Source organism: Bradyrhizobium sp. STM 3809 (assembly GCF_000239795.1).
In the GTDB taxonomy this organism is placed as follows: domain Bacteria; phylum Pseudomonadota; class Alphaproteobacteria; order Rhizobiales; family Xanthobacteraceae; genus Bradyrhizobium.
This window is the reverse complement of sequence record NZ_CAFJ01000137.1, coordinates 1-19,157: the sequence shown is the minus strand read 5'-3', so window position 1 is coordinate 19,157 and position 19,157 is coordinate 1. Positions and strand designations below refer to the sequence as shown.

Annotated in this window: 16 protein-coding genes; 8 read left to right on the top strand and 8 right to left on the bottom strand. The window is 66.5% G+C overall.

Features of this window, described 5'->3' with window-relative positions:
• The first annotated feature begins 29 nt into the window (after nt 1-29).
• The 3 genes from BRAS3809_RS07020 to BRAS3809_RS07010 all read left to right on the top strand — a co-directional run bounded on the left by BRAS3809_RS07020 (nt 30) and on the right by BRAS3809_RS07010 (nt 2,933).
• Entirely contained in the window at nt 30-1,073 is a 1,044-nt protein-coding gene (locus BRAS3809_RS07020) for a glycosyltransferase family 2 protein (RefSeq protein ID WP_008961393.1), read from the top strand.
• Nucleotides 1,070-1,912 carry a ChbG/HpnK family deacetylase gene (locus tag BRAS3809_RS07015; protein WP_008961392.1) on the top strand — a complete coding sequence of 281 codons (843 nt, stop codon included), beginning with the start codon at nt 1,070-1,072 and terminating at the stop codon, nt 1,910-1,912. Before BRAS3809_RS07020 ends, BRAS3809_RS07015 begins: the two co-directional genes overlap by 4 nt.
• A 211-nt stretch (nt 1,913-2,123) precedes the next feature.
• The gene (locus BRAS3809_RS07010; RefSeq protein WP_008961391.1) at nt 2,124-2,933 is read left to right on the top strand and encodes a DUF2076 domain-containing protein; all 810 of its coding nucleotides are present in this window, start codon (nt 2,124-2,126) and stop codon (nt 2,931-2,933) included.
• A gap of 87 nt (nt 2,934-3,020) precedes the next feature.
• Here the strand turns inward: BRAS3809_RS07010 and BRAS3809_RS07005 are convergent, their stop codons facing one another.
• The gene (locus BRAS3809_RS07005) at nt 3,021-3,809 is read right to left on the bottom strand and encodes a L,D-transpeptidase (protein WP_008961390.1); all 789 of its coding nucleotides are present in this window, start codon (nt 3,807-3,809) and stop codon (nt 3,021-3,023) included.
• A 306-nt stretch (nt 3,810-4,115) separates the two neighbouring features.
• Between BRAS3809_RS07005 and BRAS3809_RS07000 the strand changes: the two genes are divergently transcribed.
• Nucleotides 4,116-4,898, top strand: coding sequence for a protein phosphatase CheZ (locus tag BRAS3809_RS07000; protein WP_008961389.1), 783 nt, complete (start codon nt 4,116-4,118; stop codon nt 4,896-4,898).
• Between the two features lie 90 nt (nt 4,899-4,988).
• Here the strand turns inward: BRAS3809_RS07000 and BRAS3809_RS06995 are convergent, their stop codons facing one another.
• Nucleotides 4,989-5,495: a hypothetical protein gene (locus BRAS3809_RS06995; RefSeq protein ID WP_008961388.1), complete on the bottom strand. Its 507-nt coding sequence runs from the start codon at nt 5,493-5,495 to the stop codon at nt 4,989-4,991.
• Nucleotides 5,496-5,828: 333 nt separating this feature from the next.
• Between BRAS3809_RS06995 and groES the strand changes: the two genes are divergently transcribed.
• The 3 genes from groES to BRAS3809_RS06980 all read left to right on the top strand — a co-directional run bounded on the left by groES (nt 5,829) and on the right by BRAS3809_RS06980 (nt 9,245).
• Entirely contained in the window at nt 5,829-6,125 is a 297-nt protein-coding gene (gene groES, locus BRAS3809_RS06990; protein WP_008961387.1) for a co-chaperone GroES, read from the top strand.
• Between the two features lie 135 nt (nt 6,126-6,260).
• Nucleotides 6,261-7,904 (top strand): chaperonin GroEL, encoded by a 1,644-nt coding sequence (groL, locus tag BRAS3809_RS06985; protein WP_008961386.1) that lies wholly within the window; start codon nt 6,261-6,263, stop codon nt 7,902-7,904.
• Between the two features lie 150 nt (nt 7,905-8,054).
• Nucleotides 8,055-9,245, top strand: a complete 1,191-nt coding sequence (locus tag BRAS3809_RS06980) for a hypothetical protein (RefSeq protein ID WP_008961385.1) — start codon at nt 8,055-8,057, stop codon at nt 9,243-9,245.
• Between the two features lie 261 nt (nt 9,246-9,506).
• Here BRAS3809_RS06980 and BRAS3809_RS06975 read toward each other — a convergent pair whose 3' ends face one another.
• A complete protein-coding gene (locus tag BRAS3809_RS06975; protein WP_240535614.1) occupies nt 9,507-9,917 on the bottom strand; it encodes an META domain-containing protein in 411 nt (136 codons plus the stop codon).
• A 170-nt stretch (nt 9,918-10,087) separates the two neighbouring features.
• Nucleotides 10,088-11,752 (bottom strand): L-lactate permease, encoded by a 1,665-nt coding sequence (locus BRAS3809_RS06970; RefSeq protein ID WP_008961383.1) that lies wholly within the window; start codon nt 11,750-11,752, stop codon nt 10,088-10,090.
• A gap of 323 nt (nt 11,753-12,075) precedes the next feature.
• On the opposite strand from BRAS3809_RS06970, the gene BRAS3809_RS06965 reads away from it, so the two are divergent.
• Nucleotides 12,076-13,836, top strand: a complete 1,761-nt coding sequence (locus tag BRAS3809_RS06965; RefSeq protein ID WP_008961382.1) for an ABC transporter ATP-binding protein/permease — start codon at nt 12,076-12,078, stop codon at nt 13,834-13,836.
• A 236-nt stretch (nt 13,837-14,072) separates the two neighbouring features.
• Here the strand turns inward: BRAS3809_RS06965 and BRAS3809_RS06960 are convergent, their stop codons facing one another.
• The 4 genes from BRAS3809_RS06960 to BRAS3809_RS06945 form a co-directional block, all read right to left on the bottom strand.
• Nucleotides 14,073-15,065, bottom strand: coding sequence for a TorF family putative porin (locus tag BRAS3809_RS06960; protein WP_008961381.1), 993 nt, complete (start codon nt 15,063-15,065; stop codon nt 14,073-14,075).
• A gap of 451 nt (nt 15,066-15,516) precedes the next feature.
• On the bottom strand, nt 15,517-15,984 hold the full coding sequence (locus tag BRAS3809_RS06955) for a hypothetical protein (RefSeq protein ID WP_008961380.1): 468 nt from the start codon (nt 15,982-15,984) through the stop codon (nt 15,517-15,519).
• A 73-nt stretch (nt 15,985-16,057) separates the two neighbouring features.
• The gene (gene glcF / locus BRAS3809_RS06950; RefSeq protein WP_008961379.1) at nt 16,058-17,377 is read right to left on the bottom strand and encodes a glycolate oxidase subunit GlcF; all 1,320 of its coding nucleotides are present in this window, start codon (nt 17,375-17,377) and stop codon (nt 16,058-16,060) included.
• A complete protein-coding gene (locus BRAS3809_RS06945) occupies nt 17,374-18,612 on the bottom strand; it encodes an FAD-binding protein (RefSeq protein WP_008961378.1) in 1,239 nt (412 codons plus the stop codon). The genes glcF and BRAS3809_RS06945 overlap by 4 nt, the downstream gene beginning before the upstream one ends.
• Nucleotides 18,613-19,157 lie beyond the last annotated feature (545 nt).

Here is a 19,157-nt window from a genome sequence, read left to right as displayed (position 1 = left end):
ATGTTGGCGGGCGAACGAGGATCTGAGCAATGCTGGGAACTGACGTGTCCGACCTGACCACGACCGCGGCCGACGCCGCGTCGCAGGGCCTGTCGATCGTTATCCCCGTCTACAACGAGGGCGCGGGACTGACGGCGCTGCACGAGCGCTTGAACACGCTCGCCCGCACCCTGCGGCAGCGCTTCGGGCTCGCCTGCGAGCTCGTCTATGTCGACGACGGCAGCCGCGACAACACGCTCGCGATCGCCCGCACCTTGCAGGCCGATGCGCTCGACGTCCAGGTCGTGTCGCTGTCGCGCAATTTCGGCAAGGAGGCGGCGCTGATGGCCGGCCTCGACCATGCCCGCCGCGGCGCCGTGCTGTTCATGGATGGCGATGGGCAGCATCCGCCGGCGCTGGTCGAGCAGCTCGTCACGCATTGGATCAAGGACGGCTACGACGTCGTCTACACCGCGAAGGCGCATCGCGACAACGAGCCGTTCCTGCGCCGCGTCGCCGTGCACGGCTTCTACGCGCTGATCAATTGGGGCGCGCGGCAGAAGATTCCGGAGGATGCCGGCGACTTCCGCCTGCTGTCGCCGCGCGCGGTGGCGGCACTGCGCCAGCTGCCGGAGCGCAACCGCTTCTTCAAGGGCCTCGCGAGCTGGATCGGCTTCCGCCAGATCCGCGTCGACTACGAGCCGGCGGCGCGCGCGCACGGCGTCACGACCTTCAACGTCACCAGCCTGCTCGGCCTGTCGATCGAGGGCCTCACCTCGTTCTCGGTCGCGCCACTGCGCTTCGCCAGCCTGCTCGGAATCCTGCTCGCCTCGGCCGCGTTCCTGTTCGGACTGTCGATCCTGTGGGAGACCTTCACCACCGGAAAGTCGGTGCCCGGCTATCCCTCGCTGATGGTCGGCCTGATGACGATCGGCGGCGTGCAGCTGATCATGATCGGCATCATGGGCGAATATATCGGCAAGATCCTGTCCGAGCTGAAGGCACGGCCGATCTACTTCGTCGCCGAGCACAGCGAGAAGCGCGCCACGCTCGACGCCCGCAGCGACGGCACCGAACGGAACGCCGCCGAATGAGCGAGGCGCCGCACCGGCGCATCTGGCTGTGCGCCGATGACTACGGCCTCAGTCCCGGCGTCAACCGCGCGATCCGCGACCTGATCGCGCGCGGCCGCCTGAACGCGACATCGGTGATGACCGTCGGCGCGGCGATCGGGCGCGACGAGGTGACGGAGCTGACCAAGGTCGCGGCCGACAGCCCGCGCTGCGCGATCGGCCTGCACGTCACGCTGACCGCGCCGTTCCGGCCGCTGACCATGCATTTCCGCCCCGCCGAGGGCGGCATGTTCCTGCCCTTCCCCAAGCTGCTGCGCGCCGGGCTGCTGCGCCGGCTCGACCCCGAGATGATCCGCGCCGAGGTGGCGGTTCAGCTCGCCGCGTTCGGCGAGCTGTTCGGCCGCGCCCCGGATTTCGTCGACGGCCATCAGCACGCCCAGCTCTATCCGCAGGTGCGCGAGGGTTTCCTGGCCGCCGTGAAGGAGGCCGCGCCGTCGGCCTGGGTCCGCCAGGGCGGCCGGAATGCGCCGCTGATGCAGCGGCTGGGCGCGCCGAAGGCGCTGCTGCTCGACGTGCTGAGCGCGCAATTCCGCCGCCACGCCGCGCGCGCCGCCATCACCTTCAACCCCGCGTTCGCCGGCGCCTACGACTTCACCAAGGCCGCCGATTTCGGTTCGCTGATGGACGGCTTCCTGGACGCCCTGCCCGAACACGGGCTCGTCATGTGCCATCCCGGCTTCGTCGACGACGTCCTGATCGAGCTCGATCCGCTGACCGTGCAGCGCGAGCATGAGCATGCCTATCTCGCCGGCGAGCAGTTTCCCGGCCTGCTGGAGCGTCGCAAGGTGACGCTGGCCTGAACCGATCTTTCGCGCGCCAGACCGAACAAAAAGCCGGCTAACCGCGTTTCTCCCTCCAGTCGGGCGGCGTGGAGATCGACAGCGATTCGCAAGCCCCGCAGACGTTCTGTCGCATACGGAAATTTAATCCGCAGCCCGACTAGCCGCACCACAAAGGTCCCCTAAATCTTGGCCGCGCTGAGCCGGAACCGGCAAGCGGCAGGAGAAGCACATGACACCGCAAGAACGCCAACTCATCGACGACCTGTTCGACCGGCTTGCCAAGCTGGAGAGTGCGCCGCGTGATCCGGAGGCCGCCGCCGCCATCGCCCGAGGACTGCAGCAGGCCCCCAACGCCGTCTATGCGCTGGTGCAGACCGTGCTGGTGCAGGACGAAGCCTTGAAGCGCGCCAATGCCCGGATCGAGGAGCTGCAGCATGCGCAAAGCGCGCCGCAGGCGCAGTCCGGCAGCTTCCTGGATTCGATGCGCGACAGCATCTTCGGATCCAGCGGCAACCGCGGCTCGGTCCCGCCCGTGCCGCCGCCGTCCACCAGCCGGCCGGTCTGGAACAGCGGTCAGGCCATGCCTCCCGGCTACCAGGGCCAGCCCGGTTATCCCGGCCAGGGCGGTCCCTATGACCAGGGCGGCTTCGGCCAGCCGCGCGGCGGCGTCTTTGGCGGCGGAGGCGGCTCGTTCCTGGGCACGGCAGCGGCCGCGGCGGCCGGCATGGTCGGCGGCTCGCTGCTGCTCGGCGGCATCCGCTCGATGATGGGCGGCGGCTCGCACCAGGCGTTCGGCGACACCACGATCATCGAGGAACGCGGCGGCGGCGCCAGTCCATGGGGCGGTGACGCGTCCAGCGGCTCGCTGGCGCGCGATGCCGGCCTCGACGACATCGGCCGCTCCGGTGACGCCGGCGGCCGCGCCGGCCTGTTCGATCAGGCGAACTATGACGACAGCGGCAACGACAACGACGCCGCCGATTTCGATGCCGACGACGGCTATGGCGGCGATGACGACGGTGGCAGTGACTACGCCTGACGAGCGTGCCGTCTCGAGCCCAACCCGAATGGAAAAAGGCCGCCCGTCCGGGCGGCCTTTTGCATCTGATCGGCGGAACGATCGCGGTTACAGCACGATGACCCGGGTGCCGACGTTGACACGCGTGTAGAGGTCGATGACGTCCTCGTTGCGCATGCGGATGCAGCCCGACGACACGTTGGTCCCGATCGTCCACGGCTCGTTGGAGCCGTGGATGCGATAGAGCGAGGAGCCCAGATACATCGCGCGGGCGCCGAGCGGGTTTTGCGGGCCGCCCTCCATGTGGCGCGGCAGGTCCGGCCGGCGCGCCAGCATCTCCGCCGGCGGCGTCCAGTCCGGCCATTCGCGCTTCGCCGAGATCGTCTTGACGCCCGACCAGGTGAAACCGGGACGGCCGACGCCGATGCCATAGCGCAATGCGCGGCCTTCGCCCTGAACCAGATAGAGAAACTTGTTAGGTGTATCGATGACGATCGTGCCCGGCCTTTCTTTGCCGTCATAGTCAACGACCTGTTTCTCGTATTTCGGATCGAGCGGGCGCTGCGTCTGCTCATACGCTTCCTCGTCCGGATAGCCCTGCTGCGGCGCGCTGCCCGGCATCGACGGCTGCGCCCCGTAATAGGACGGCTGCTGCTGATACATCGGCTGTGCCGGCGGCGGAGCACCGCGTCCGCCCTGCGGGTCGCCGAACAGGAATTCGATGAAGCCGCCGCCCATTCGCGAGCGCTCGACATAGGCCGTGCGCACCGGCGCGCTCTGCGACGGGCCGCTATAGATCACCGTCGGCTGCTGAAAGCCCTGGGCCATGGCCTGATCCAGACCCGAATAGAAGATGCATGCGCCGGCCAGCAGCGCTGTGGAGAATGATCTGAACATCGACGTACTCTGTACTGTTTCGTCTGGAGACTGGTCGTCGCGCGAGGCCATGCGGCCGCCGCTTATCGTCAATAAAGAGCAAAACCCGATCGCTTTGGTAAACACAGGCCCCGTCGGGATTCACCATTGCCGCCGATGACCGCGGTTTTGATGGCTAGCGTTACTTTTGCGTGAAGGCCAAAGCGGCATGGTTAACCGCTCCTGACAGCGCACGCGGGCGTTGCGTGATGCGCGGTTCCTGGCGTGAACGCGATGTTAAATGCCTCCGCGTAGAACTGTGCTCAGTAAAAGGTCAGGGATACTCTCATGCCGGTTCGCAAGCGTTTCCGTATCGAAGAAGCAATCGTCGGCCATATGCCGGAGCCCGACTTCGTGGGCGGCGAGATCGGCCCCAACCACAAGGAAATCATGGACGAGCTCCGTGCGATCCGCGCCCAGATGGCTAACGCCATTCGCGGCGGCGGCGGACACAGCACGACGAATGCCGCCATCGAGGAATCCGCGCAACGCGAAGTCGCCGAGGCGCGCGCCCTGCTCGAGACCTATCGCGCGCAGATCGAGCAGTGCGAGAAGCTCAAGGTCGAGCTCGACCTGATTCATGACGCGATCAACCGCACCAAGGGCGAGATCGCGACCCTCCATGCCAAGAGCTTCAACGGCGAGGAGATGGCCAAGGTCAATGGCGAGCTCGGCGCGGTCGTCGGCGGCACCGAGCAGGCGACCCAGCAGATCCTCGAAGCCGCGGAGGCGATCGACAACGCCGCGAGCGCGCTCGGCAAGGTCGACTCGGCCGACCAGCAGAAGATCCTCAGCGAGGAGATCCAGGAGCGCGTGGTCTCGATCTTCGAGGCCTGCAACTTCCAGGACCTGACCGGCCAGCGCATCAACAAGGTCATGACCACCATGAAGTTCATCGAGCACCACATCGTGGTGATGATGGACATCTGGGGCGGCGTCGACGCGATCAAGGCGCATGTGCCGCCGATCGTCGATACCCGCGAGGGCGACGCCAGGCTGCTGAACGGCCCGAAGGCGGAAGGCGATGTCGGCCACGCCTCGCAGGACGATATCGACGCGATGTTCAACTGAGCCGCGATCGGCCTTCACGCCAAACAAAAACGCCGGCGGTCAGCCGGCGTTTTTCGTTCGTATCGTCGCCTCTCGATGCGCGTGCCGATCTCAGGCGCGCGGTCCGCAGCGGACATAGACCATGGTCTGGTATCGGGTGGCCGCATCCTTGTCGACGAAGCGGGTGATCAGCACCCGTCCGTCGAACGAGATGACCTCGCGATCCTGCTCGCCGCCAGGGGGGCCGGCGGGACCGATATAGTTCTTGCCGCCGGCGGACCCCTTCAGCCGCAGCTCCTGCGGGGTGGCCTGGTCGGCGAGGTGCATGATCACGCCGCCGGATGTTCCCTGCCCGATCGTGTAGGGCTGCTTGCACTGCGCCAGCGCCATCTTCTCGGTGCGCGCGCGGTCATTGGGATTGTTATAGGCGGCCAGGCCCCATTTGCCGACGAGATCCTCGGGACGGATCGTCGACGGCACCTCCGGCTCGACGGGCGCCTCGGACTGCATGGGAGTCGACGGCGACAGGCTGAAGCCCGTGCACGCTCCCAGAAGCATCGTGAGCGCCGACGCGACACCGAGATTGGCGATCGACCGCGCGCACCGTGAACTCGTCATGGCATCCCCTTAAGGAACAAAATCGTGGCTGCCCCGTCCGGCAACCAAGCGCAAAACGCGCGTCAGAGCAACGACGTCGGACGACGGCGCCGCTCCACTAACATGTCTGGCCCGGTTCAACATCCCCTTAACAGCCTGAACAAGGGCTTAACCGCCGGCCTTTGCTTGACAGGAACAGCGCCAAGCCATATTTCCGGCAGCGGTCTTTAGCACTCGGAGGGCACGATTGCTAAAGCTGCGCGCCGGTTGGAGGCCCAGTTGGGCGTCAATTGTGGCCGCATTCAGATTCCTCCGACAGCAACCTCTACCAAAGCACCCGCAAAGGGATCCGTCATGGCCAAATCGAAGTTTCGTCCCCTGCATGATCGCGTCGTGGTTAAGCGCATCGACGCCGAAGAGAAGACCAAGGGCGGCATCATCATCCCCGACTCCGCCAAGGAAAAGCCCTCGCAGGGCGAGGTCGTCGCCGTCGGCCCGGGCGGCCGCGACGAGAGCGGCAAGCTGATCCCGATCGACGTCAAGGTCGGCGACCGCGTGCTGTTCGGCAAGTGGTCCGGCACCGAGGTCAAGCTGGACGGCGAGGAACTCCTCATCATGAAGGAGTCCGACATCATGGGCGTCGTCGCCTGATCCGAACCGCGTGATCCGAACAGCTCTGGGCGGCCTTGAGCCGCCCCGGGCGACCAGCGCTTTTCAACCTCGATCCGGTGACAGACGGGCGATCACGCCGCTGACCGTCGAGGTCCATTCTCAGGAGAGATTCACATGGCAGCCAAGGACGTCAAATTCTCCGGCGACGCGCGCGACCGCATGCTGCGCGGCGTCGACATTCTCGCCAACGCCGTCAAGGTGACGCTCGGCCCGAAGGGCCGCAACGTCGTCATCGAGAAGAGCTTCGGCGCTCCGCGCATCACCAAGGACGGCGTCACCGTCGCCAAGGAGATCGAGCTCGAGGACAAGTTCGAGAACATGGGCGCGCAGATGCTGCGCGAGGTCGCGTCCAAGACCAACGATCTCGCCGGTGACGGCACCACCACCGCGACCGTGCTGGCCCAGGCCATCGTCCGCGAGGGCGCCAAGGCGGTTGCCGCCGGCATGAACCCGATGGACCTCAAGCGCGGCATCGACACCGCTGTCGCCGCCGTCATCAAGGACATCGAGAAGCGCGCCAAGCCGGTCGCCTCCTCCGCCGAGGTCGCCCAGGTCGGCACCATCTCCGCCAACGGCGACGCCGCGATCGGCAAGATGATCGCCCAGGCGATGCAGAAGGTCGGCAACGAGGGCGTCATCACGGTCGAGGAGAACAAGTCGCTCGAGACCGAGGTCGACATCGTCGAAGGCATGAAGTTCGACCGCGGCTACCTCTCGCCGTACTTCGTCACCAACGCCGAGAAGATGACCGCCGAGCTCGACGACGTCTACGTGCTCTTGCACGAGAAGAAGCTGTCGGGCCTCCAGGCCATGCTGCCGGTGCTCGAAGCCGTCGTGCAGTCGGGCCGTCCGCTCTTGATCATCGCCGAGGACGTCGAGGGCGAGGCGCTGGCCACGCTGGTCGTCAACCGCCTGCGTGGCGGCCTGAAGGTCGCCGCCGTCAAGGCGCCGGGCTTCGGTGACCGCCGCAAGGCCATGCTCGAGGACATCGCGATCCTGACCGGCGGTCAGCTGATCTCGGACGACCTCGGCATGAAGCTCGAGAACGTCACGGTGAAGATGCTCGGCCGCGCCAAGAAGGTCGTGATCGACAAGGAGAACACCACGATCGTCAACGGCGCCGGCAAGAAGGCCGACATCGAGGCGCGCGTCGGCCAGATCAAGGCGCAGATCGAGGAGACCACCTCGGACTACGACCGTGAGAAGCTGCAGGAGCGTCTCGCCAAGCTCGCGGGCGGCGTCGCGGTGATCCGCGTCGGCGGCGCGACCGAGGTCGAGGTCAAGGAGAAGAAGGACCGCGTCGAGGACGCCCTCAACGCGACCCGCGCCGCGGTGCAGGAAGGCATCGTCCCCGGCGGCGGCGTGGCGCTGCTGCGCGCCAAGAAGGCGGTCGGCCGGATCACCAACCCGAACTCGGACGTCCAGGCCGGCATCAACATCGTGCTGAAGGCGCTCGAGGCTCCGATGCGCCAGATCGCCGAGAACGCCGGCGTCGAAGGCTCGATCGTGGTCGGCAAGATCCTGGAGGAGAAGTCCGAGACCTTCGGCTTCGACGCCCAGACCGAGGACTATGTCGACATGGTCGCCAAGGGCATCATCGACCCGGCCAAGGTGGTCCGCACCGCGCTGCAGGACGCCTCGTCGGTCGCCGGCCTCCTGGTCACCACCGAGGCGATGGTCGCCGAACTGCCGAAGGACGCGGCCCCGGCGATGCCGGCCGGCGGCGGCATGGGTGGCATGGGCGGCATGGGCTTCTGAGCCAGGCCCAGTCCCGAGCCTCCATCACCACACCGTCACGAAGGCCGCCTCCGGGCGGCCTTCTTTTTGGCCGAGTGTCGAAGTGGGGGTGCAGTGATGGCAGTTTGGCGCTACAGCTAGCGCCGATTCCGCTCCCACAAGGATTTTCAGATGCGCGCGATTTTGGTGGCGCTGGCCGTGATTGCAGCGGCCGCGCCGGAACTCGGTTGGGCCCAGAGCAAGAGCGGCACCAAGGCCCCCGCCAACGAGGTTCGCTACTTCACCGCCCTCGACGGCCTGATGGACGGCAATGCCGACGTGATCCTGAAGGAGACGCGCCAGGGCAAGACCGTCACTGCGGCCACGCTCGACGTCTGCTATCCCGTTGCCAAGAACTCCGACCGCAAGGACCGTTTCGTCGTCAACCTCACCGTCAATGGCCAGACCCTGACCGGCGCGACCCAGAGCAACGGCGCCAAGGAGCCGGTGACGGTGAAGCTGACGCGCAAGCCGACCGGCGACAATTTCGAGTTCCGCGGCCAGATCGTCATCGGCAAGACGGTGACCGAAGTGGCGTCGACCGACAACGCCGATGTCAGCGAGAAGGAGTTCCAGGAAAGCCAGTCGAACGACGACGGCATCACCGCGCAGCCGAAGGACTTCACCGATGTTTCGCCGGAGGCCGTGTCCGTTCGCCTCAAGCTCGACGCGGTCGCCGACTTCCTGAAGAGCCTGAAAGGCGAGAACGTCGAGGTCTCGCTGTCCAGCCTGGTCGTGAGCTGCGATGCGCTGCGCGCGGGCGAACAGACCGTCAGCATGACGGTCGACCCCGAACGCGCCGGCGCCCTGATCGCCAAGGCCCGCGCCACGACCGGCGTCGTCACGGCCGGCTGGACCGCAGGCACCGTGGAAATGGATCGCACCATCCGCTTCGCGGCCGCCGACTGGCGCGACGGCGACAAGATCAACCGCGACAAGCTGGCGAACACCATCTCCGACGTGCTGGCCAAGACCTATAACGCCAAGCCGGCGAGTGCGGTCTGGAACCCGGTGACCGGCAAGCTGAAGCTGACCTTGAAGCGGCCGAGCCAGCTGATGCCCTCGCTGGAGCTGACCGATGTCATCGAGGTCACCGGCCTCGTCTCGCCCGATAAGCCGGGCGGTGCGGATGCGCTGATCCTGTGGATCAGCAGCCCGACGACGAGCACCATCGACGAGAGCTCCGCCGCCAAGCTGATCCTGTCGGACGAGTCCTCGGGCGATGAGGAAAGCGACACCCGCGACGATGGCGGCGCCATCGACGAACTGGCGAAGGTCTTCAAGGCCAAGCGCTGGGACGCCGACAACTCGGTGTGGAAGTAAGCAGGTCACGACGGCAGACGTCGCGAACCCAGTATCACCATCGCCTCGAGGATGACTTGAGGGACATGGTCGCCGGCATGTGGGAATAGGGCCCGTCCCGACGAACGAGACTTCCAGTTCGTTACGCCGTCATGCCCGGGCTTGACCCGGGCATCCACGCCCTTCTCAGGATGTCGACGACGTGGATGGCCGGACAAGCGCGGCCATGACGACGTTGAGAGAGAAAAGCGCACAATTTGAGCTGGACGCTCTTGTCTCGGCTCAATTCGTATTCAGCCGGAAGCGCAGCGTCTTCGGTCCGATGAAGGTGATCAGATCGCCCTGGCGCTTCCAGTTGGTGACCGCGCTCAGCGCGGCGATCAGTTCGTCATCGGCCTGGGCACGCGCCGCAGGACAGTTGCGGTCCTCGATGGTGCCTGCGATGAACACGACGGTGTTGCCGGCCACCGAGAACTGGCCCTTGCCGCCCTTGCACCAGAGCTCAAGCACGGTGTCGCCATTCTCGCCGATGTCGAGATCCGGCACCCGCTTGGAGCCTGCTTGCGGCAGCGCGTCGAGCGTCATCTCCATGCCGAACGGAAACTCCTCTGCCGACGCGGCGGCCAAGGGCACACCCGATATCAACAGGCTTGCAACCACGCCGGCCATGGTTCGCGTCACGGATCGCGTCATGGCTCGCTTCACAACTCGCATCGTTCCTCTCGACAGATCATCGCGCATGGGGTCCGCCTTGTAGGCGATCGGCCGGATGGCCGCCAGCACGGCTCCCGCAGAAATGTGGTCCAAACATAGCAAACCCCGCGCCGCGGTTGCGGCGCGGGGTTTTTGTCGCGTGTGTGGTGCTACTTCAGCACCATCGCGGTGAACGGATAGACATAGGCCTGCAGGGTCACGAACAGGCCGACCAGACAGGCCAGCACGATCGAGTGCAGGAAGACGTAACGCAGGATCGAGCTCTCGTGGCCGTACCAGTTGGTGGCGGTCGAGGCGACCACGATCGATTGCGCGTCGATCATCTTGCCCATCACGCCGCCCGAGGAGTTGGCCGCCCCCATCAGGATCGGCGACAGGCCGAGCTGCTCGGAGGTGATCTTCTGCAGATTGCCGAACAGCACGTTGGAGGCGGTGTCCGATCCCGTCAGCGCCACACCCAGCCAGCCGAGCAAGGTGCCGAAGAAGGGATAGAGCACGCCGGTCGCGGCGAAGGCGAGACCGAGCGTGGCGTCGACGCCGGAGAGGCGCGTCAGCGTGCCGATCGCCAGCATCGCCGAGATCGTGATCAGCGAGATCGCGCAGAGCCGGATGGTGCGGCCATATTCGGCGATCAGCTTGCCCGGTCCGACGCCCATCAGGAAGCCGGAGATGATCGCCGCGATCAGCATGCCGGTGCCGGTGAAGGTCAGATAGGTGAAAGAGAACACCGCGCCCTCCGGCGTCGGCTTCGCGGCCACCGGCGGCATCTTGTTGATCAGCTTGTCGAGCTCGGGCACCGGATAGCTCCAGGTGAAGATCGAGTTCGCCCAGCTCTTGAAGGCGCCGTTACCCCAGATCAGCATGATGATGCAGACGATGATCCAGGGCAGCAGCGCGCCCCACAGCTCGGCCTGCGTCAACGGCGTGCGGTCGAGCGGCTTCGCCGCCGCCATCGTGGCGGCCGATTCGTCGCGGCCGCGCAGCGCCGGGGAGAGCCACAGCTGCTTCGGCTGCCACACCCGCAGGAACAGGATCAGCGCGCCCATCGAGATCAGCGAGGCGCCGATGTCGACGATCCACGGGTTGACGTAGTTCGAGATCAGGAACTGCGGCACCGCGAACGAGACGCCGGTCACCAGGATCGCGGGCCAGATGTCCTTCATGCCCTTCCAGCCGGCGAACGCCCAGATCACCCAGAACGGCACGATCAGCGAGAACACCGGCAGCTGCCGGCCGACCATCGCGCCGAGGATGTAGGGGTCGAGGCCGGTGACCGAGGCGAGGCCCTGGATCGGCGTGCCGAGCGCGCCATAGGCGACCGGCGCAGTGTTGGCGATCAGCGACAGGCCGGAGGCGGCGAGCGGCGAGAAGCCGAGACCGATCAGCACGGCGCCGGTGATCGCGACGGGGGTGCCGAAGCCGGAGGCGCCCTCGAAGAAGGCGCCGAAGGAGAACGCGACCAGCAGGAGCTGCAGCCGTCGGTCCTCGGTGACGCCGCCGATCGCGCGCTTGAGCAGCTCGAAGCGGCCGGTCGAGACCGTCACCTGGTAGAGGAAGATGACGTTCAGCACGATCCAGCCGATCGGGAAGAAGCCGGTGACGACGCCCAGCACCGTCGCGCGGATCGACATGTTGGCCGGCATCGTGAAGACGAAGATCGTGATGATGTTGGTGAGCACGACCGCGATGATCGCGGCGATGTGCGCCTTCACCTTGCCGCTGGCGATCAGCACCAGCAGCGTCACCACGGGCACGGCAGCGGCCAGCGTCGACAGCGCCGGGCTCCCCAACGGATCGTAGATTTGATTCCACATCGTGACGTCTCCCCCCAATTCTTGTTGTTGGACCCGGTCCGTCATGGCGGATCAGGCCTGTCCCCACCGGCGGCCGGGCCGGATCGGCCGGCCCGAAAACCAGATCACGAACGCGGCAACGCCCCACTCTGCTCAAATTCTCGCGAAATCTGGCAGCGGCCGCGATGCCTCTTGTATGCAGCATGCTACGGTTTGCCACAGCCGACGGACAGGCCGATGGTCGCCGGGCACCTTACGACTTTCGTCTAGACAGGCGCCGAAGGGTACGGAATTCTCGTTCCACGTCAACCTGTTAAGCCCTTCTCTCAGGAGCAAGCCCCTCTGTGAACAATTTGCGCTCGACCCTCGCCATCGTCTGGCGGATCGCCATTCCCTACTTCCGCTCCGAGGACAAGGTCGCCGGCCGCGTGCTGCTCGCGGCCGTGATCGCCATCGAGCTCGCCCTGGTCGCGATCGACGTGCTGGTGAACCAGTGGCAGAACCGGTTCTATAACGCGCTGCAGGAATACAATTGGAGCAGCTTCATCTGGGAGATCGGCGTCTTCGCCGTGCTCGCGACCACCTTCATCGTGCTCGCGATCTACCAGCTCTATCTTCAACAATGGCTGCAGATCCGCTGGCGGCGGTGGCTGACCGAGACCTATATGCGGCACTGGCTCGATCACGCCAATCACTACCGGATGCAGCTCAAGGGCGACGCGGCCGACAACCCCGACCAGCGCATGTCCGACGACGTGAAGCAGTTCGTCGAGCAGACCCTCAGCATCACGGTCAATCTGCTCAGCTCGATCGTGACGCTCGCTTCCTTCGTGGTCATCCTCTGGGGCCTGTCGGAAGCGGCGCCGCTGACGCTGTTCGGCATGGAGTACAACATCCCGGGCTATCTGGTCTGGGCGGCCCTGCTCTATGCGATCGCCGGCACTGCGCTGACGCATTGGATCGGCTCGCCATTGGTGAACCTGAGGTTCGAGCAGCAGCGCTTCGAGGCGGATTTCCGCTTCAACCTGGTGCGCGTCCGCGAGAACTCCGAGCAGATCGCGCTGCTGCGCGGTGAGACCGCCGAGCATGGCCTGCTCTCGACCCGGTACGGCCGCGTGGTGCAGAACTGGTACCAGATCATGAGCCGGACCAAGCGGCTGACCGCCGTGACGAGCGGCTATTCGCAGGTCGCGACGATCTTTCCCTACGTCATCGTCGCGCCGGCCTATTTCGCCAAGAAGGTCCAGCTCGGCGGCATGATGCAGACGGCATCGGCGTTCTCGAGCGTGCAGCGGGCGCTGTCCTTTTTCGTGAATACCTACAGCACGCTGGCCGAATGGCGCTCGACCGTCGCCCGTCTCGACGGGTTCGAGATGTCGATCGCGAACGCCGCCAGGATGGCCGAGGAGCCGCAGACGATCGACGTCGTCAGCCATGCCGGCGACAGCATCGAGCTCGCCCAGCTGCTGTTGAAGCTGCCGAACGGCCTGCCGCTGATCGCGGCCGACGGCTTCAGCATCAAAAGCAGCGAGCGCACCCTGCTGACCGGCCCGTCCGGCGCCGGCAAGTCGACGCTGTTCCGCGCCATCGCCGGCGTCTGGCCGTTCGGCAGCGGCGCGATCAGCGTGCCTGGCCACGCCAAGCTGATGATGCTGCCGCAGCGGCCGTATTTCCCGATCGGCACGCTGAAGGCCGCCATCGTCTATCCGGCGGCGGCGGAGGCGTTCGGGGCCGACAAGATCAAGGACGCGCTCGCCGCGGTCGGCCTGCCGCAGCTGGCGGATCGGCTGGAGGAGGACGGCCACTGGAACCGGATGCTGTCGCTCGGCGAGCAGCAGCGGCTCGGCATCGCGCGCGCGCTGCTGCACGCGCCGCAGTTCCTGTTCCTGGACGAGGCGACGGCGTCGCTGGACGAGCCGAGCGAGGCCCGGCTGTACCGGGTGGTCGCGGAGCGGCTGCCGCAGACCACCGTGGTCTCGATCGGCCACCGCTCGACCCTGCACGAGCTCCATGACCGCAAGGTCGAGCTGATTCGCGACGGCGACCGGTTCGCGCTGCGGCCGACGGCTCAGGCGGCCGACGCCCCCGCGGGCGGGGCGGAGTAGCAGCCCGCCCGGTCGGACATTGCGGGGGACCGTGAACACAGGCGTGTCCGGCCTCCGTCGCAGGACGGCCGGGGCGGCTGCGACAGCCCGGACCATGACGAGGCGTGCGGTGTCCCGCCCCCCGCGCCCGGCATCCGCGGCCTGGAGAGGGCGCCGTGCGGCGGCATCCGCGCAAAAGCAAAGGGCGGCAGATTGCTCTGCCGCCCTCCTAAAGATTCGATCCGCCCTGGCGATGATTACTTCAGGTTGGTCATCGCGGTCAGGTCGAACGACAGCTTGGCGATACCGGTGGCGCCGCACCAGTTGGAGCTTGCGCCGAGCGGGTTGTTGCCGGTGACGGTGGTCGTGCCGGCCGCCGCGTTGAACGCGCCGGTGAAGACGCTGCAATCGCCCTTCGACAGGTTGGTGTCGGAGTAACGCAGATCCAGCGTGAAGACCTTGTAGGTGAAGCCCACGCCGATGTTCCAGGTGTTGTAGTCGGCGTAGTGGATGCCGGTCGGGAAGGCGGGCGTGCCGTAGAAGCTGTCGGTCTTTCCGAACCACTGGCGGCCAAACTCACCCGACACATACATGCCGACGCCGCTCGAACCGAACAGGGTCGACGGAGCGGTGTACTTGGCGGTGGCCGAGGTGTAGTTGCCCCAGGCGCCGGAGTTCAGGAAGCTCGGTGAGTAGAACTCGGTCACGCCGAACGCCCAGTTGTCGTTCACCGTGTAGGTGCCCTTGCCGTAGACTTCGAAGAAGCTGACGTCCTTCTTCATGGTGTTGCCGTTCAGCAGGGCGTTCGCGGCGCACTCCGCACCGACGGCGCGGCCGGTGAAGTCGGTCGGCGCGCCGTAGAAGCAGGTCCCGCCCGGATACAGGTAGCCCCACACGCCGATATCGAAGGCGAAGGCGCCGAAGGTCGGGCGGATACCGCCGTACACGTCGATCTCGGCCGCGGCGCGGTTGGTGAACGAGATGCTCTCGCCGGACACGCCGACGTAGAACTGGAGGTCCTTGTTCACGTTGAAGCGCGGCTCGAAATAGGCGGTCACCGACGGCTTGTGGTTCGACTGGGTCACGCCGCGGAACACGTAGTCGCTGACGATACCGCCGCCGAACGCGATGTCCCAGGGATCGAACGCCGGAGCAGGCGGAGCCTTCAGGGCCTTCACGGCCATGTCAGCGGCCGAAGCCGAACCCGAAAACATTGCCAGCGCCGTTGCCAACAAAGCCAACTTCTTCATGACGATCCCCATCACCCTAGTTTCAAGCAGCGATCCCAGACCGGCCCCCCAGGGCACACACAGGATCTGCTGCGTCATCCGGACGCAATTTGTGACAGGGTACCGCCGCAGGTGAAGCAAAAAAGCGCGGCATCTGCCGCCTTTTTGGGCGTTTTGACAAAACTACGGCAGGTTGTCAGCGCCTGTTGCATTTGAACAACAAATCTCCGTGTAGCAGCGCCATGCCGCGTGCAGATAGGACCGGCTGCACCCGGGCTTTTCGACCCGGCAACCATCGAATCGTCCCTGTGCCGGACCGCGGATTCGCGCGGCCGTGGATTTACGGGCAGAAGCTGCGGGAGACGATGAGCGGACGACAAGAGCAGCGGACAACAAGATCAGCGGACAGACAAAGAGGCCGCAGCGTCGTTGCGCTGCGGCCTCTGGTTGCCGTGCATCGATGATCGGATGATCAGGTCTCGGAGTTGGTGCCGTCCTCACCCTCGTGCGCATCCGCGGCAGCGGGCGTCGCCCAGCTGGTCTCGCTGGCGGTCTCGGCCTCGTGCAGTTCGGGAGTCTCGACCGGCGCAGCCTTCTTCGGCGCGCGCTTCTTGGCGGCCTTCTTGGGCGCAGCCGGCGCCTTGGAAGCCGACTTGGCGGCCTTCTTCGCCGGCGCCTTCTTCGCGGCCGTCTTCTTCGCAGCCCCCTTCTTGGCGGCGCCCTTCTTGGCCGGCGCCTTGGCGGCCTTCTTCGCGGCCTTCTTGGCCGGAGCCTTCGCGGCCTTCTTCGCCGCCTTGGCGGCCTTCTTGGCAGCCTTCTTCGCCTTCTTGGCGGACTTCTTCGTGCCCTTGGCCGACTTGGCCTGCGCCATCAGCTTGGCCTCTTTCTTCTTGTCCTTTTTGTCCTTCTTATCCTTCTTGTCTTTCTTGTCCTTCGCCATCCGAAACCCTCCAGTTGCGCCGAGCGATCGATCATCCGGCGGGACGGGCCGGCAGACCGCACGCGCCCGTCTCTCAATTCAGTCCCGGGCGCGGACCGCCCGTCGCCCAGTCGAGAAGCTCAACGGTGTGGACGACGGGGATGCCGGTGCCGCTGGCAATCTGCATCATGCAGCCGATATTGCCCGCCGCGATCACATCCGGCTTGACGGTCGCGATGTTGGCGACCTTGCGATCGCGCAGTCTCATCGCGATGTCAGGCTGGAGAATGTTGTAGGTCCCCGCCGAACCGCAACACAAATGACTCTCCGGTATATCTTTCACCACGAAGCCGGACTTGGAAAGCAATTCTTTCGGAATGCTCGTAATTTTCTGCCCATGTTGCAGCGAGCATGCGGAGTGATAGGCGACGTTGAGGCCGCGCGTCTCCGCCGTCACCTTCAATTCGAGCCCGGCGAGATACTCGCTGATGTCCTTCGCCATCGCCGAGACGGCTGCTGCAGGTGCTGCATAGTGCGGATCCTCGCGCAGCATGTGGCCGTAGTCCTTGATGACGGTGCCGCAGCCCGACGTCGTCACCAGGATCGCATCAAGGCCGCCGCGCGCAGCCTCCGCGGTCCACACGCCGACATTGGCGCGCGCCCGCGCCATCGCATCGTCGTCCTGCCCCATGTGATGGGTGAGCGCACCGCAGCATTGCTCGTCTTTCACCAGCACCACCTCGATGCCGTGCCGCGTCAGGACGTTGATCGCAGCCTGGTTGATTCGCGGCGCCAGCGCGGCCTGCGCGCAGCCCTGCAGCAGCGCGACGCGGCCGCGCCGCGCGCCCTGTGCCGCAAACACGCTGCCGCCGGCGGGCCCCGGCGGCGGCAGCGCCGCAGCGGGGGCGAGATCCAGCATCGCCCGCAGCCGCCGCCACAGGCTCGGCGTCGGGGTCGATGACGATGACGCCGGCAGCAGCGCCTTGAACGGCCGGCCGAGCCGGGCCAGGGTCATCGCCAGCCGAAACAGCTGCGGCCGCGGCAGCACATGGGCCAGCACGGCGCGCAACAGGCGGTCGGTCAGCGGCCGCTGATAGGTCTCCTCGATCCGCACCCGCGCCTGGTCGACCAGGTGCATGTAGTGCACGCCCGACGGACAGGTCGTCATGCAGGACAGGCACGACAGGCAGCGGTCGATGTGCTTGACCACGTCCGGTGTCGGCGCCTGCTCCTTCTCCAGCATCTGCTTGATCAGGTAGATGCGGCCGCGCGGGCTGTCGAGCTCGTCGCCGAGCAGCACATAGGTCGGACAGGTCGCGGTGCAGAAGCCGCAATGCACGCAGGCGCGCAGGATCTTGTCGGCGACCGCGATGTCGGGATCGGCGAGCTGCGCCAGGGTGAACTCGGTCTTCATGACGCAACGCTCCGACGCAGGCGGCCGCGGTTGAGAATGGATTTCGGATCGAACGACGCGCGCACCCGCTCCTCCAGCGCGGCGACACCGGGCGGCTGCGGGGGGAACACGTCGACCGCCTGGCGCACCTCGTCGAAGGCGCGCAGCAGGGTGGCGTGGCCGCCCGCGGCCCCGGCGAGCTTGCGGACCACGCCGGCCGAGGCATCGGCCGCCGGCGGCAGCGCCGCCCAGATCAGCCCGCCGCCCCAGTCATAGATCACCTCGCCGCCGCTCTGCCGCGCCAGCGCCTGCCCGAGCGCGCCGCCGGAGACCGGCGGGCAGACGATCCGCCACACCGTCCAGGCGCCGAGCTGGCCATGGGCCGCGAACGGCAGCACGTCGCGCACCGCGCTCCACAGCGCCGCCGAGGCGTCGTCGGCGATGGTCTCTGCCGCGCCGAACGGCGCCAGCAGCTTGGTCAGCGATCCCGCGCGATGCGCCGCCGAGGCCGTAATGCCCTCGAGCCGGACCAGCGTCACCGCCTCGCGCGGCGAGCCGACCGCGCCCAGGCCCTCGACCTCCGGCCGCAGCGACGAGGCCGGCAGATGCGCCGCGCCCGACACGTCGAACGGCGAGCCCAGCGCCGCCGTCATCGCCCGGTTGGCCTGGAGGTCGTCCAGCCCGCGCAGCACCAGGGTGCGCTCGGCCTCCGGCCGCGGCATCACCTTCAGCGTCGCCTCCGTCATGACCGCGAGCGTGCCCCAGGAGCCCGCCAGCAGCTTGCAGAGGTCGTAGCCGGTGACGTTCTTCACCACCTTGCCGCCGGTCTTGAAGCTCTCGCCGAACCCGGACACGGCATGCGCCCCGAGCAGATGATCCCGCACCCCGCCGGCCCTGATCCGCCGCGGCCCCGCCAGCCCCGCCGCGATCATCCCGCCCAGCGTGCCGCGCCCGGCCGTGCCGAGCAGCGGCCCGGTGTCCATCGGATCGAACGCGAATTGCTGGCTCTTCGAATCGATCAGCGACAGCAGGTCCGCCAGCGGCGCGCCGGCCTGCGCTGTGATGATGAGCTCGTTCGGCTCATACGCCACCACCGCGCTCAGCGCCGACAGGTCCAGCACCGCATTGGTCGCCGTCACCTGGCCAATCCCGCGCTTCGACCCATGCCCGATCACCTCGAGCGGCTGCTCATTGGCGATGGCCGCGCGGACCACCTCCTCTACATCGGCTGCGTTCCGTACTCTGAGGGCGTCCACCACTGCTCGCCTTGCTTGTTGAGTTTGACCGGCGGCGTGCGGCCACCGGCGTTGGACTCGTTCTAGAGCATGATGGGCGAAAAAGGCAGCCCGGGGTGGGGAAAAGATCGTGCGGGGACAAGGGGATGGGAGAGGCGCGGCCAGATGTGGGCAACGAGACCGAGCGGTTCCTTTCCGGATAGGGCGACGGTCTCGCTTGTGTAAGGCAAGTCGGTAGATTCATCGCGCCCTAACAACATCCGATCGGAGCTTCTGCTCATCTTCCTCCAGGTCGTCATGGCTGGGCTTGTCCTGGCTTGTCCCGGCCATCCACGTGATGCGGCAGGCCGAGTCTTATGTCCGGGACACGCCCGGGCATGACGGAGCAACGAAGCTCCACGATCGTTCGTCGCAACAGCTAGTATCCTCTATACGATAGAACTCTCTACAACGGGGGGACCATCCCACTTCGTCCATATCCAACCAGCTGACACACGTCCGCCATCCCGCAGCGCTCTCCGCCCAGGTGATACGACCGTCCGCCCTCCAAATCCATCGAGAGGGCA

Excerpts from the sequence above, each read along its gene's own strand:
- BRAS3809_RS07020 (WP_008961393.1), top strand. The coding sequence starts at position 30 with ATGCTGGGAACTGACGTGTCCGACCTGACCACGACCGCGGCCGACGCC.
- BRAS3809_RS07015 (WP_008961392.1), top strand. The coding sequence starts at position 1,070 with ATGAGCGAGGCGCCGCACCGGCGCATCTGGCTGTGCGCCGATGACTAC.
- BRAS3809_RS07010 (WP_008961391.1), top strand. The coding sequence starts at position 2,124 with ATGACACCGCAAGAACGCCAACTCATCGACGACCTGTTCGACCGGCTT.
- BRAS3809_RS07005 (WP_008961390.1), bottom strand. The coding sequence starts at position 3,809 with ATGTTCAGATCATTCTCCACAGCGCTGCTGGCCGGCGCATGCATCTTC.
- BRAS3809_RS07000 (WP_008961389.1), top strand. The coding sequence starts at position 4,116 with ATGCCGGTTCGCAAGCGTTTCCGTATCGAAGAAGCAATCGTCGGCCAT.
- BRAS3809_RS06995 (WP_008961388.1), bottom strand. The coding sequence starts at position 5,495 with ATGACGAGTTCACGGTGCGCGCGGTCGATCGCCAATCTCGGTGTCGCG.
- groES (WP_008961387.1), top strand. The coding sequence starts at position 5,829 with ATGGCCAAATCGAAGTTTCGTCCCCTGCATGATCGCGTCGTGGTTAAG.
- groL (WP_008961386.1), top strand. The coding sequence starts at position 6,261 with ATGGCAGCCAAGGACGTCAAATTCTCCGGCGACGCGCGCGACCGCATG.
- BRAS3809_RS06980 (WP_008961385.1), top strand. The coding sequence starts at position 8,055 with ATGCGCGCGATTTTGGTGGCGCTGGCCGTGATTGCAGCGGCCGCGCCG.
- BRAS3809_RS06975 (WP_240535614.1), bottom strand. The coding sequence starts at position 9,917 with ATGACGCGATCCGTGACGCGAACCATGGCCGGCGTGGTTGCAAGCCTG.
- BRAS3809_RS06970 (WP_008961383.1), bottom strand. The coding sequence starts at position 11,752 with ATGTGGAATCAAATCTACGATCCGTTGGGGAGCCCGGCGCTGTCGACG.
- BRAS3809_RS06960 (WP_008961381.1), bottom strand. The coding sequence starts at position 15,065 with ATGAAGAAGTTGGCTTTGTTGGCAACGGCGCTGGCAATGTTTTCGGGT.
- BRAS3809_RS06955 (WP_008961380.1), bottom strand. The coding sequence starts at position 15,984 with ATGGCGAAGGACAAGAAAGACAAGAAGGATAAGAAGGACAAAAAGGAC.
- glcF (WP_008961379.1), bottom strand. The coding sequence starts at position 17,377 with ATGAAGACCGAGTTCACCCTGGCGCAGCTCGCCGATCCCGACATCGCG.